The organism is Pelagirhabdus alkalitolerans (assembly GCF_900096905.1).
GTDB lineage: Bacteria > Bacillota > Bacilli > Bacillales > Amphibacillaceae > Pelagirhabdus > Pelagirhabdus alkalitolerans.
The window spans coordinates 91535-105814 of sequence record NZ_FMYI01000004.1 but is presented as its reverse complement, the minus strand read 5'-3'; the positions used below and the strand labels follow the sequence as shown (position 1 = coordinate 105814).

Genomic DNA, 14280 nt, shown 5'->3' with positions numbered 1-14280 from the left:
CACTTTATGGTTTAAGATTCAAAGGTTGTTAATCTTTTCTGTCAATCATTTCATGATATAATGAACAGAAAATGAAGGGATGTTTTATCATGATCAGTCAATTACCGAAAGTTAATAGAGACATAATCGCTGTAGCACTCGGGGAACAACCTGCGGAACTGGTCTTGAAGAATGGAACGTTGGTCAACGTCATTACAGGTGAGTTGAATAAAGGAATCGATGTTGCGATATCTAATCAACGTATTGCTTATGTTGGAGAAGCTGATCATACGATTGGAAAATCGACTGAGGTGATCAACCTTGAAGGAAAGTATATCGCACCAGGATTGATGGATGGTCATATGCATGTGGAAAGTACGATGTTAACTGTCACTGAATTTGCTCGCATTGCGTTAACAAAAGGGACAACGAGCATCTTTATGGATCCGCATGAAATGGCTAATGTATTTGGTAAAGAAGGCGTTGGGTATATGCATGATGAAGGTCAACAGCTACCATTACATGTATTCACCACATTTCCTTCATGTGTACCCGCAACAGATGGGTTAGAAGATGCTGGTGCGACGATCACTGTTGAAGATGTTCAAGAAGGACTTAAGTGGTCAAATGTTGTGGGCATTGGAGAAGTGATGAACTTTCCAGGTGTTGTAAGTCGTGATAAAAAAATGATGGGTGAGATTAATGCGACGATTGAAGCGCAAAAAACAGTAACAGGCCATTTTCCTGAAGGGCCTGATCACATGTTACAAGCCTATTTTGCAGCAGGTGTTGATTCTTGTCATGAGACAGTCACCCGTGAACAGGCTCTCGAGAAGTTGCGTCTCGGTATGTATTTAATGATACGTGAAGGTTCTGCGTGGCAAGATGTGAAAGAAGTCATTAAAGTGATCACAGAAGATAATGTAAGTACAGATCAGATTATGTTAGTGACGGATGATATTTACCCTCAAACATTAGTAGAGCAGGGACAAATTAATCACGTTGTCAGACGTGCGATTGAGGAAGGCGTGGATCCGGTTACGGCGATTAAATTGGCGACCATTAATACAGCCCGGTATTTTAAATTAGCGGATGATTATGGCAGTGTTTCTCCAAGAAAAGTCGCAGATTTAATAATTCTGGATGATTTAGAAAAGGTAGAGCCATCAATGGTCATTGTAAATGGCGAAGTCGTTGTACGAGAAAGTGAATTGATTAAAGATCTACCTTCGTATAACTATCCGGATCATATCAAGCAATCCGTTCATGTTAAGCGAACCGTTGACCAGTCTGATTTTGTTGTTAAAGCCGATCAAATAAAAGAAACGGCTTCAGTTAATGTGATTAAGATTATCGAAAATAGTGCTCGTACAGAACGTGAGCAATTTAAGTTAACGGTTGATGATGAGGGCGACATTCAATCTGACCTAAACCAAGATGTCATTAAACTCGCTTGTTTAGATCGTCATCATCAATCTGGTGATATTTCAGTCGGTTTTGCACATGGTTTTAACTTAAAGCGTGGAGCAGTTGCTTCGACGGTTGCTCATGATAGTCATAACCTTCTTGTGATGGGTGCAAATGATCAGGATATGGCGATCGCAGCGAATAAGTTAGTTGAACTTGGTGGTGGTATGTTAGTGGTTGAAGACGGAGAGGTTCTAGCAGAAGTGCCAATGCCTGTTGCGGGCTTAATGTCTGATCGTAAAGCGGAGGAAGTTGTTCAGCAAGTTCAGCAATTAGAAGCGGCATGGAAGCAACTCGGTTGTACGATTAACGCACCATTTATGACATTCTCACTCATTGCGCTACCCGTTATTCCAGACATCCGTATTTCGAACCGTGGTTTGGTTGATGTGACGACGTTTGAACTGATCAACGTTTTAGAAAATTAAAGAATCTGATTTAAAGATGCTATAAAAACCACAGCCTAAAAATGGGCTGTGGTTTATTTCAGTTTAAGTGGTAGGTAGGAGCTAATGTCTTCAATGATATCATTAATTTTATTCAAGATAAGATACAATATTTGATTGTTTGTGATAGTATATACTTACTAAGTGAATTTTTTTCACAATTACTTATTTAAAATTTAGGAGGTGTATGATATGGAGAACTTAAAAAACTTGCAGGCAGATAAAAGTACGGATGTTGTGAAGGTGCTAGGTGTATCTATAAGCAAAAAAACATTAATCACCATGTTCACGATTGGTGTTGCGATCGGTACAGTCGGAGCGATCCTGTTTTTTAGATCGTTGTGATTGAATATTATTAAAGAGTCAGGGCTATCTGTTGTATCTCTTATTCATAATGACAAACTGAGAAGCTGTACAATACTTTAAATAGATAAAACAAGAATAATATTGTGACAAAGAGAGGCATGGTTTGTCCCCAATACACAACGACGATGAACCCTAAAGCTGTTAGAGCACCTGTTGTTGGTTTATGGATCGTGTGCTGTCTTATCGTATTTAAGAATAAAGCACCGATTGCTGTGTAAACATAAAGTGCGATCCCGTAATGAAGAGGAATCTCCATCATCCACGTGATAATAATCGGTTGAATATGAATTAAGATAAAAAACGATCTTTTTCTTGAATGATGTTGGTAAAACTGGTCGGCCGCTTTTGTTAAATTGACGACCACGCCTCCTGAAATATCGATGAATAATGCCCAAAGGATGATTTGTTTGGCTAAGGATAAATCGATCCACTCATCATAAGCAAGAACCCCTACTAGAAATCCAGAGATCATTATGAAAAGAAAAATCAGAACTAAGGAAAGCTCGGTTTGTTTGCGGCCTAAAAGGCTATGAAACGTTTTAGGGACATTAATCATACAGCACCTACCTCCAACCGTTTAAGCGGTTGTTTTTTTATTTCATTTTAACATGATTTCACATGATGGTGATTAAAGACATAGATTAATAAATAAGAAAAAATGGAGGGACGCAGATCATGTGTGGAATTGTAGGGTGGATTAGTCGTGAAGAAAGCATCAAAGACTATACACAAGTAATTGAAAACATGAACTGGACACTTAAGGAAAGAGGGCCTGATGACTTTGGTTACTTTTGTTCAGAGCATGCTCAATTAGGACACAGACGATTAACGATTGTCGACCCCGAGGGCGGTGTCCAACCGATGATGAAAACGATGGGCGATCGTCAGTATGCTCTGGTTTACAATGGTGAGCTCTATAACACCGAAGACGTACGAGAGAAATTGAAACATAAAGGGTATCATTTTGAATCTTACTCAGATACTGAAGTTTTATTGGTGGCTTATATGGAGTGGGGAGCGGATTGTTTAAAACACATTAACGGTATTTTCGCATTTGGGGTATGGAATAAAAAAGAAAAAGAATTATTTTTAGCAAGAGATCATTTAGGGGTTAAGCCATTATTTTATAGCAAGCAAAATAACCACCTAATCTTCGGTTCTCAAATAAAAGCACTTTTAGCTCATCCAATGGTTGAACCTACTATTAATAGTGAAGGCGTTATGGAGATTTTAGGATTGGGCCCTGCACGGTCACTGGGGCACGGTGTATTTGAAGCTATTGACGAAATTCCCCCAGCTCATTATTTAACGTATAAAAACGGGGTATCTAAGCTTGTGCAGTATTGGGAACTAGAAGCAAAAACTCATACAGAGGATCTAGACTCGACAATTGAACAGACGAGACACCTGTTAGTGGATGCAGTGGAACGACAGTTAGTGTCTGATGTACCACTATGTACGTTCTTATCTGGCGGGTTAGATTCCAGTGCGATCTCAAGTATCACATCGCGCTTTTTTGAAAGAGAGGGGAGAGGTCAGTTAGACACTTTTTCCATAGATTATAAAGATAATGATCAATACTTTGTAGCCAATGAATTTCAACCCAATGCCGATCAAGTTTGGGCAGAAAAAATGGCCGCATATATTGGGAGTAACCATCATACGGTCACTTTAGATAACGCTCAACTTATTGAGGCGTTGAAGGATGCGACACGATTCAGCGATCTACCAGGTATGGCCGATATTGATTCGTCTCTTTATTTATTTTGTAAAGAAGTGAGAAAAAAAGTGACAGTCGCTTTATCAGGTGAATGTGCTGATGAGATTTTTGGGGGCTATCCGTGGTTTACAAGATCTGAAGATATTCAGGCAGATACGTTTCCTTGGTCAAAATCGATTAAAGAAAGAAAGGGCTTGATCAATAAGGACTTTTCCCAGTATCCGATTGAAGAATATGTAGGTGAGAAATACTTAGATACCATCAAAAAAGTGCCAAAACTTAAAGGTGAATCGAAAGAAGAAGCTCGAATGAGGGAATTGTTCTATTTAAACATAAAATGGTTTATGATCACGTTATTAAACAGGAAAGACCGAATGAGCATGGGCAACAGCTTAGAGGTAAGAGTGCCATTTGCTGATTATCGATTGGTTGAATATGCTTTTAATATTCCGAATGAGATGAAATTTTATAAAGGCCGAGAGAAGGGGTTATTAAGAGAAGCGATGAGGGGTATCATTCCCCAGGAAATTATTGAAAGAAAGAAAAGCCCGTATCCTAAAACGCATCACATTGATTATACAAAAGGTGTCCAAAAGTGGATGAATGAGATTATGTCTAATAAACAGGCGCCGATCTTTCAATTAATTGATCGAAATAAACTAACAGAGATTGTTAAATCAGGAGGTGCATCGTTTAAAACGCCTTGGTTTGGTCAATTAATGACAGGTCCTCAACTTATTGCATACTTTATCCAAATTAATACGTGGATGGAAGCCTATCAGGTTAAAGTGAACGTGTAATAACTAGGTACCTGAAACCTTATCTTTGTCCGATTCTACTTATACCGTAACTGTATTCCTGATGAACGTCTAAACATTTATGGCGCTTCATTCATATGATGTCTTAGGAAATGATAATAAGGGGGCATTTAATTGAATTCGAATGTATGTCACTTACTTCAAACTGGGGGTGTCGTTAGTTGTTATTTGTCTGATTCATCGGGAACACCTGTAGAATCGGGTATAGTGTGTACCGTCGACGATAAACGTGAAGATGTGAAGGTTAAGACCTCTAAAGGTCAAGAGGTTAACTTGCAAAAAATATGGATAAAGAAGGAAGGGTTTATCGTTGTTCAAGTAACGAATGATTCAGAGCAATGTCAATCAATCCCTATTCCATTCTGTTTAAATGAACGTGTGATTCTTTGTGCACCAGAAGGTACAGATATTGTGTGTAAGACCCGGGATTTTAACTGTCATGTGAGTATTGATTGTCAAAATGGCGTTTACAGAGGGATGACGATCGATTTAGATGTTTGTTTAGATGTTCAAGTGTCTGCTGGTGTTGCTATTGAAATTTATGGTGATGCTTGTCATCCAAGAGAAATTCTAGCCAATAATGATTGCAAGGACAAAGGAAGTATTCGGCCTCTACCCCGCATATCTGTTAATCCATCATCTCAAAAAAGGATAGAAACGATGGAGCAAAATAAGCGTACTCAAAATTGTACGCATGTAGCAAAAGTGTATGACTGGGTCATTCTAAAATCCCAGAAGACCATTCGAAAAAGTGCCGAAGATGCCCCTTTTATTTGTGATCGTTGCGCGCTGCATTTCTTTGTTCCAGCTGTATTGGTTTGTGAGAGAACAATCTCTGGAACGCTTGAGTGTAATGGGGAGAGAGTTGAGGGGGCAAGTATTCAATTTTCTTCTACTCCGGACATTGTTACTTTTTCTCCTGACCCAGCCGTTACAGATGAAAATGGACACTTAACAACTGTTGTGACAGTACCACCGGGTACGGATACAACCAATATTGAGATAACAGCTTCATCAACGATCAACGGAGATCTTGTTTCAACCACGCTACCGACAATTGTCCTTTGTTTAGCAGAACCTTGTATTTTAACTTTATTTGGTTCAGAGACGATGACGTGTGATGATGTCGTTTCGGGAAGGGTCTGGTGTAACAATACATTTGTTCCAGGGGTTGAAGTCGAATTAACGGCAAATCCACCGATTGTTTCATTTGATCCGAATCCAACCATTACCGACGGAATGGGTGATTATTTCGCAAATGTCTCGATACCTGATGGAACACCTCCGACTGATGTAGAGATAACGGCTACAGCCACTGTGAACGGTGAATTACTAACCGAGACGATCACAGTCAATGTGTCTTGTGAATCTGAATGTGAGTTAACTTTAAATGCAGATGCATTTATAACGTGCGAAGGTGAGATAACTGGTGTGTTAACGTGTGATGGTGCCCCGGTAGAAGGACAACAAGTAGACTTTTCGATTTTTCCATCAGTGGGTCAATTTAATCCAAACCCGGTAATGACTCTAGCAGACGGTTCATTTTCAACGACTTTAACCATTCCTGAAGAGACACCGCATTTATCAACGGTTGTAACAGCAACCACGATCGTAGGAGGGCAATCGGTTGGTCGACACATTAATGTCCATGTTGAATGCCTGCCGGTTGTTGAATGCCCGTGTAAGTTTAGAATCGGAATCAGCGGAAATGCTGCACCCGCAACAGTTGATGTTGTATCTGTCGGAGTGCCATCGACTTTAACGGGAACGATCAATGTTACGGCCGTTCAATGTTTCAGCGCGTCAGCTATGTGCAATCCAGCAGTCGATAATTTTAATGTATCATTTGGTAGCGGAGGGAATACGATTAACTTTATTACAGGCCGTAGAATCGAAATCGAATGTGACGGCAACACATTTGCGCGTGTCAGAGGCATGGCTCGTGTAACAGGTAATGTGCTCCCGGGTGGCATTTATGAAGTGACCATTACTTGTGATATTGGTACGGGAGGATTAGCGACATGGACGGTTAATGCCACTGACTTTAGTGGGAATAGTTTTTCTACTTCATTTATGGCACAAATAAACCCCGCTACATTTATTGGCGATTGTCAAGATGTCCCTTAATGGTATGCTAACTGGCACTTAAATTAGATCCTAAATCCTGAGGCTAAAAGCTTTGGATTTAGGGTCTTTTTAAAATTGTAAAAAATAGTTTTGAAATTTATTGCACTTTTGTTTTATCTGTAATATATTATATATAACAAATAAAACAAAATAAGAAATGGAGGCGTGTCAGAATGTTGGTGTTGAGAGATGTATCAAAAAGTTATGTTGATACAAAAAAGGCAGTTGATTCTCTTTCTCTTGAAGTAAAAAAAGGTGAAATCATTGGGTTTATAGGGCCTAACGGAGCAGGTAAGACGACCACATTGAAGATGATGACTGGAATCATTCAACCAACGAAGGGGTCAATAAAAATTGCCCAAGAGGATATAGCGGACTCACCGGTTGAAGCTAAGAAAAATTTTGCTTATGTGCCAGATCAGCCAACGGTATTTGATTCAATAATTGGTATCGATTATTTAAATTTTATGGCAGATATGTATGACGTCTCATTACAAGATAGAAAAAACAGAATTGAAACATTTACTGAAGCCTTTCAAATTGACCATGCACTGACTCAAAAAATTCATGCTTATTCCCATGGTATGCGACAAAAACTATTAATTGTCGGGGCCCTTCTATCGAATCCCAAGCTATTTATATTGGATGAACCGATGGTTGGTTTAGATCCGCATTCAGCAAAAGTTTTAAAAGATTTGATGAAGGAGCATTGTCAAAAAGGTGGAACGGTCTTTTTCTCTTCTCACGGATTAGATGTTGTCGAGGATTTGTGTGATCGAGTCGCCATTATTCACAAAGGCAAATTAATGGCTTGTGATAAGGTAGAAGCCATTAAGAAACGTCGTGATACAACATTAGAAGAAGTGTTTTTGGAGATGACAAAAGATGCGTAAATTATTGGCGTTAACACACATACAACTAAAGGATTTTACAAATAAGTATATTCAGCATGTAAACGCACAAAATAAGTGGTTAGGTTTATTAGCACTTGCTATACCCGTTTTATTCGTTCTACCTGCTTATCAATTAGTCCAGAGTATGTATGAAGGTTTTAGTTTAATTGGATTTCCAGAACTGACGATCACGTATATGTATCTAGGCACCGTTGTAATGATGGCGCTAGCATGTATTCCGATTTTGCTTTCTGTATTTTTTTACTCAAATGATTCGACTCTTCTGGCAGCCTTACCCGTTAAAGTGGACCTGATTGTTTTTTCTAAATTGGCATCAATTTATATTTATCTTTTTATTTTAGGGGCTCTATTGTTCGGCACATCGATTGTCGTTTATATGAGCATGACGAGCTTTGATTTGTATGGCTTAGCTTTAGGCGTTGTGGCGTTAGGTTTAGCGCCGATATTACCGATGACCTTGATTGCGTTATTAGTCATACCTTTTATGGCACTCGTTGGAACTGGAAAAAATAAAAATTTACTCGTTGTCACTGGTATGCTTTTATTTTTAGTAGCGTTTATTTCGATTCAATTGCTTGCCTCAAGAGCTGAAATGGATTTGGATGTATTTCATAATTTATTATTAGAAGAAGATGGGTTGTTAAGACAACTGGGTAGAAACTTTCCGCCAAGCATTTGGTTAACGCGAATGATACAAGGTTCTTTACTAGATGGTGGTTTATTTATTTTGTTGAATGGTTTGATACTTTACATGCTTAAAGGCGTGTCCTCTCTTTTGTATACAAAGGGTTTAAGAGCCTTTAATGAAGGTGGAGAAGAAAAACAAGCTGTTAACAAAAAAGGGATTCACTATAAAAAGAGACGTATGGGTTATCAAATGGTTAAGCGTCATTTAGCGATCATCATTAAGAACCCTATATTTTTACTAAATACCGTTTTAACGATGTTTTTACCGATTATTATATTTATCATCGTGTTACTGACTGGAACCATGACACAAGATGAATTGATGTCAACGGCCTTAGAACCTTATAAGCTTTATATATATGCTGCGATTATTACAACACCTACTATTGTAGGGAATCTTTCAGCGACAGCGATCACGCGAGAAGGAAAAGCGTTTTGGGAGACGAGAGCTTTACCTCTTCACACCACTGATAATTTAAAGTATCGCATTTATACGACGCTGATCATTAGCTTTGCTTCTTCTTTATTATTAGCTGTTATAGCAGGCATTTATTTGAATGTAAGCTTGGCTATCGTGATACGAGCGATCCTGTTTTGTGTAGGTGCGACGTTATTCTTCTCAACGGTTGATATTATCATTAATATTGAACGCCCTTTGTTGGATTGGGTCAGTCCGACAGCTGCGGTGAAAAATAATATTAATGTGATTATATCGTTAGTGATTAGAGCGGTGATCGGAGGAATTGCTTATTTCTTCTACGAAAGACTGCCTAATTTGTCAGCTAATGAATGGGTCATGATCTTGACAAGTATTTTCTTTGTATTATCTGGTGTGGCTTATTATATGGTATTTGGTGTTTATAGTCGCCGGTTTGATCAAATCAATGTGTGACTTTATATGATAGGTTGATTAAAAGTGAAGTTCATGAATAGATGAACTTCACTTTTTAATCATATAGCGACTAGAAAAATTGTATCTTACAGCGCTCTGTTATATGATATATATAACAAGTATTTGAACGGAGGAATCACGTGCTTTTACATATACAGTTTGATTCGGAAACGCCCATATACCAACAAGTGAAAGATCAAATCATTAGAGGCATTGCTTTAGGAGAGTTAAAGCTTGGGGAGAAGCTCCCTTCAGTCAGACAATTAGCTGCGGATATAGGCATAAACCTTCACACGGTGAATAAGGTATACAATCAACTTAAATCAGAAGGTTGGGTTGTGATTCATAGAAAGAGTGGAGTGATGATTAATCCTCACTTGAATCTCAATCAATCATCAGAAGCCCTTGAAGAACTTGATGATTTGTTGAAAAATATTACAGCCGAATCTTTTTTAAAAGGGATATCTAAAGATGAATTTATAACGTTAGTAGAGAGAAATTATGATCGTTATAACATGAGGGAGAGCGAATAAAATGTTCCCAATTATATTTTCACTAATTTTATTAACTATTTATATACCGCTTATCTTATTAGGGATTTTTATGCCTGCATTTACGAAAGACACACTACTTTTTGGTGTTGTCATACCCGAGGATCAAAGTAAAAGTGATAAAGTGAGGAAAATTCGGCGTGATTATACAACAAATTGTAGTTTGTCTGTTTTGATTATAAGTATAATGGTTAGTGGAATTGCTTTAAGGTATCAAAACATTGATATGTTATTAGTCGGTTTGATCATACTACTTATTACATTTACTATCAATTACCTTTATGTTCATCATAAGGCTAAAAAATTAAAAAGAAGTGAAAGATGGACAGATTATAAAAAGCAAGTTGTGGTGGTTAATACATCTCATTCGTTTGATAAGGGTATGGGGTTAACCTATTATTGGCTTATTCCAGTTTTTGTTTTATTGATAACCTTTATCACGACTATGATTCACTATTCTGATTTGCCTCAACAGATTCCTTATCGTTTTAATATCTTAGGCGATCCCCTTAACTACAGAGACACAGGCTTTTGGAGTGTGTATTTAATACCGATCACTCAGGGCGTTATGACCGGAATATTTTACGGCATCTATGTCATGTTAAAAAGAGCGAAGACGAGTATTCAAGCATCAAGACCTGAGAAATCAATCAAACAAAATAAAATAGCTAAACATTATTGGGCGAAATATACACTGATTACAAATAGCATTCTTAATTTATATTTAATGTATATTCAATTGATGATCTTAGCAATTATCTCGCCAACAGTAACAGCTAATGCATTTTTTCATATATTAGGTGTTTCTGTACCAGTCTTGGGAGCTGTCATTATAGCGATGAAAACAGGGCAAAGTGGTAGCCGTATAAAAGTTGAGGAAAACGAAGAAATGAATGCTCACGTTATTGATAAAGATGATGATCGGTATTGGAAGTGGGGATTAATTTATTATAACCGACAAGATCCAACTCTATTTATTGAAAAGAGATTTGGAGTGGGGTGGACACTTAATTTTGGTCATCCACTAGGATTGATTGCGCTTTTAGCAACTGTCATAATCGTTATCATCAGCTTTGTTTTTTTCATGTAATCAAGTATTTAATTTATAGCTAGGAGGATATTAATGGATTGGCAAGCATACAACGAACTGGCATGGATTGAAGAGATTCTTGGCCCTGTTGAAGAGTATGAAGAAGAGGTTGAAGGCTATCTGAAATGGCTGAAGCGTTATTCACTGAAAGAGCGCCCTTCCATGTTACATTTAGGTTGCGGTGCCGGAGGACATGACTATCATTTTAAACAGGCTTTTGATGTGACGGGTGTTGACCTGTCACGAGGTATGCTAAAATTAGCAGAAAAGCGTAATCCAGAATTGACGTATATCCACGGCGATATGCGAGATGTTCAATTGAATGAAACATTCGATCTTATTATGATCCCGGATTCTGTGTTTTATATGAATACAAAAGATGACCTCCACGCACTATTTAAAAATGCCGTCAATCATTTAGCATCAGGTGGTTTATTATTTATTGTCACCCATTTCAAAGAACACTTTATGGAGAATAATTTTGTTTATACAGGTGAAAAAAGCCCTGATCATGTGACAATGTTTGAAAGTAATAAATGCATTTCTGATCACCAATATGAAGCAACAATGGTTTTCTTAATTCGTCACGACGGTGAGTTAACGATTAAACACGATGTCCACACACTTGGGCTTTTTACTAAGCAAGAATGGGTCGATCTCTATCATCAATATGGGTTTGATCTAGATATTAATGAGGTCGCTCCATTATATGATGATAATGTATTCGATGATGGTGAGTATCCCTTAACAGCTATGATCGGTGTGAAACAATAAATGAGACATAAAAAGGAGTTCTTATGACAACCGAACAACAAAATCAAGTAAAGAGACGACATTGTCCTGTTGTAAAAGTATGCGGCGGTTGCCAAGTGCAGCATTTAGCATATGAACAACAGATTTCGATTAAACAAAAGAATGTAGAAAAATTATTAGGTGGATTTCATCAAGTTGATCCCATTATTCAGATGAATGATCCATACTTCTATCGTAATAAGTCTACAGCGACATTTGCTATGGATAAAAAGCGAAAAGTGATTTCAGGTATTTACCAAAAAGGCACGCATCAAGTGGTGTCTATTGACCAATGTTTACTACACGACGAACGAGCAGACCGGATTATTGTATCCATTCGTGATATGCTCGCTTCTTTTAAGATGAAACCATATGATGAAGATACGAAAAAAGGCTTGCTACGCCACGTGCAGATTCGTACAGGTAAAAAGAGCGGTCAAATAATGGTTGTGCTCGTCATTGGTTCAACGGTGTTTCCATCGAGAAAGAAATTTATGAAAGCCTTACTGGATAAACACCCAGAAATATCGACAGTTGTGATGAATGTCAATACGAAAAAGACAAGTATGGTGTTAGGTGATCGTGAACAAGTCCTTTATGGAAAAGGTTTTATAGAGGATACATTGTTCGATAAAGTATTTCGCATTTCACCAAAGTCGTTTTATCAAGTGAATCCTGTGCAAACAGAGGTGCTTTATCAAAAAGCAATAGATGTTGCTAACTTTAAAGGGAATGAAACCATTATCGATGCGTATTGTGGCATTGGTACGATTGGGATGATCATGAGCGATTATGTCAAAAAAGTCATCGGTGTAGAACTGAATCGCAATGCGTTTAAAGACGCGATTCAAAATGCGAAACGAAATGGTACGAAAAATGTTTATTTCCATCATCAAGATGCAAGTGAATTTATGCAACAAATGGCAGCCAAAAAAGAAACGGTTGATGCGGTCGTTATGGACCCACCACGTGCAGGGAGTACGAAGTTATTTATTAATGCGATGGTATCGATCAAACCGAAAAAAATCGTCTATATATCTTGTAACCCAGAAACATTACAGCGCGATCTTCAAGACATAACGAAAAAGGGATATGAAGTCAAAAGTATAACCCCTGTAGATATGTTTCCAGGAACAGATCATATAGAGACCGTCGTATTGCTGACAAAGAAATAAGGATGTATTTCAATCAAAAGATGATGGGGAGTGGGGAGAATAATGGAGACGATTGAAGACAAATTGGCAGAATCTTTGACAGCCGAATCAAAAGAACTTATTCCATATCTCCCGTATTTACTACAAGATTTGTGGGAATTAGGTTCATCGCCTCAAGATATTTTAGATATGATTTCTAACCATATTTCATTACGACAACCACTAAATATTCTTGATTTAGCATGTGGAAAAGGAGCTGTTAGTGTATATTTAGCTCAACACTTAAACAGCAACGTGAAGGGTATTGATCTAATGCCAGAATTTATTGATTTTGCGAATGAGAAGGCTAAGCAACACGATGTAGTGGGCTGTTGTGAGTTTGAAGTAGGAAATATAACTAAAGCTGTTCGGTACGAAAAAGATTATGATATTGTCATCTTAGGAGCTGTAGGAGATGTCCTAGGCACACCAGAAGAAACCATAACTTTGCTTAAGAACACAGTGAAAGAAGGTTGTTATATTATCATCGACGATGTCTATGGACATGATGAAACCAATCCTTCCTACTACACGAAAGAACAATGGCTTAACATTTTTAAGCGTACTGGCGTGAAATTGATCGATGAAAAGATGATTGAAAATGATGAATTAGAAGTTTTAAATGTTGAACAACAAAAACATATTGTGAATAGGGCGAATGAATTAAAGCAAGAATGGCCGGATAAAGCTGATTTATTTGAAAGTTATATTCAAAGTCAACAAGCTGAGTGTGATGAGCTTGAAAATGATCTATCGGGTGTAACGCTACTTTTACAATCCATAAAATAAGGAAACAGGCATGATAATGATCATTATCATGCCTGTTTCTATGTTGGAGGTTGTGATTTAATTTTCTTGTAAAAATTCAATTAATTCTTCTCGACTGTGTGTTTGGTAAACTTTATCTTCTGTGTCAAATAAGATATAAGTCGGTAGTTCGTCCATGTCTGGTAACGATGCACTGTCTGTAGAATCCGCAAATGTAAAGCTTGGGACATGGCGAATATCATGTTCTTTGAGGATGTCGCGATCAATCATGTCTTCCTCGTTGTCGGGATCTGCAGCAAAATATAACTGATAAGTGCCTTCTTCAGAAGCTACAAATTGTTCGTAATCTCTATTGACATCGGTGGTACAGCCTAGTAGTAAAAATACAATGGTCAAGAGTAAAAAGCTTACTTTTTTCATATTTAAAAATCACTCCTGTTTTAAAATTAATCCTTATAATGATTATTGAA

Annotated in this window: 13 protein-coding genes; 11 read left to right on the top strand and 2 right to left on the bottom strand. The window is 37.7% G+C overall.

Features of this window, described 5'->3' with window-relative positions; translation table 11 throughout:
* Positions 1 to 89: 89 nt before the first annotated feature.
* Positions 90 to 1874: an adenine deaminase gene (ade, locus tag BLR62_RS06700; protein WP_090795044.1), complete on the top strand. Its 1785-nt coding sequence runs from the start codon at positions 90 to 92 to the stop codon at positions 1872 to 1874.
* 210 nt (positions 1875 to 2084) lie between these two features.
* A complete protein-coding gene (locus BLR62_RS12465; protein ID WP_176759241.1) occupies positions 2085 to 2237 on the top strand; it encodes a hypothetical protein in 153 nt (50 codons plus the stop codon).
* A gap of 40 nt (positions 2238 to 2277) precedes the next feature.
* Here BLR62_RS12465 and BLR62_RS06695 read toward each other — a convergent pair whose 3' ends face one another.
* Complete coding sequence (locus BLR62_RS06695; protein ID WP_245719421.1) at positions 2278 to 2730, bottom strand: hypothetical protein; 453 nt, start codon at positions 2728 to 2730, stop codon at positions 2278 to 2280.
* A gap of 203 nt (positions 2731 to 2933) precedes the next feature.
* Between BLR62_RS06695 and asnB the strand changes: the two genes are divergently transcribed.
* The 9 genes from asnB (at position 2934) to BLR62_RS06650 (ending at position 13831) form a co-directional block, all read left to right on the top strand.
* The gene (gene asnB, locus BLR62_RS06690) at positions 2934 to 4778 is read left to right on the top strand and encodes an asparagine synthase (glutamine-hydrolyzing) (RefSeq protein WP_090795040.1); all 1845 of its coding nucleotides are present in this window, start codon (positions 2934 to 2936) and stop codon (positions 4776 to 4778) included.
* 132 nt (positions 4779 to 4910) lie between these two features.
* Positions 4911 to 6923 (top strand): BMQ_0737 family morphogenetic spore coat protein, encoded by a 2013-nt coding sequence (locus BLR62_RS12580; protein ID WP_245719420.1) that lies wholly within the window; start codon positions 4911 to 4913, stop codon positions 6921 to 6923.
* Positions 6924 to 7096: 173 nt separating this feature from the next.
* The gene (locus tag BLR62_RS06680) at positions 7097 to 7816 is read left to right on the top strand and encodes an ABC transporter ATP-binding protein (protein WP_090795037.1); all 720 of its coding nucleotides are present in this window, start codon (positions 7097 to 7099) and stop codon (positions 7814 to 7816) included.
* On the top strand, positions 7809 to 9416 hold the full coding sequence (locus BLR62_RS06675) for an ABC transporter permease (protein WP_090795035.1): 1608 nt from the start codon (positions 7809 to 7811) through the stop codon (positions 9414 to 9416). The genes BLR62_RS06680 and BLR62_RS06675 overlap by 8 nt, the downstream gene beginning before the upstream one ends.
* A gap of 140 nt (positions 9417 to 9556) precedes the next feature.
* Positions 9557 to 9949, top strand: a complete 393-nt coding sequence (locus BLR62_RS06670) for a GntR family transcriptional regulator (protein WP_090795033.1) — start codon at positions 9557 to 9559, stop codon at positions 9947 to 9949.
* Position 9950: 1 nt separating this feature from the next.
* Positions 9951 to 11057 carry a DUF1648 domain-containing protein gene (locus BLR62_RS06665; protein WP_090795031.1) on the top strand — a complete coding sequence of 369 codons (1107 nt, stop codon included), beginning with the start codon at positions 9951 to 9953 and terminating at the stop codon, positions 11055 to 11057.
* Between the two features lie 33 nt (positions 11058 to 11090).
* Positions 11091 to 11831, top strand: a complete 741-nt coding sequence (locus BLR62_RS06660; protein WP_090795028.1) for a class I SAM-dependent methyltransferase — start codon at positions 11091 to 11093, stop codon at positions 11829 to 11831.
* Between the two features lie 23 nt (positions 11832 to 11854).
* Positions 11855 to 13024 (top strand): 23S rRNA (uracil(1939)-C(5))-methyltransferase RlmD, encoded by a 1170-nt coding sequence (gene rlmD, locus BLR62_RS06655; protein WP_090795027.1) that lies wholly within the window; start codon positions 11855 to 11857, stop codon positions 13022 to 13024.
* A 42-nt stretch (positions 13025 to 13066) separates the two neighbouring features.
* Positions 13067 to 13831 carry a class I SAM-dependent methyltransferase gene (locus BLR62_RS06650; RefSeq protein ID WP_090795024.1) on the top strand — a complete coding sequence of 255 codons (765 nt, stop codon included), beginning with the start codon at positions 13067 to 13069 and terminating at the stop codon, positions 13829 to 13831.
* 57 nt (positions 13832 to 13888) lie between these two features.
* Here the strand turns inward: BLR62_RS06650 and BLR62_RS06645 are convergent, their stop codons facing one another.
* Positions 13889 to 14230, bottom strand: a complete 342-nt coding sequence (locus BLR62_RS06645; RefSeq protein WP_090795022.1) for a hypothetical protein — start codon at positions 14228 to 14230, stop codon at positions 13889 to 13891.
* Positions 14231 to 14280 lie beyond the last annotated feature (50 nt).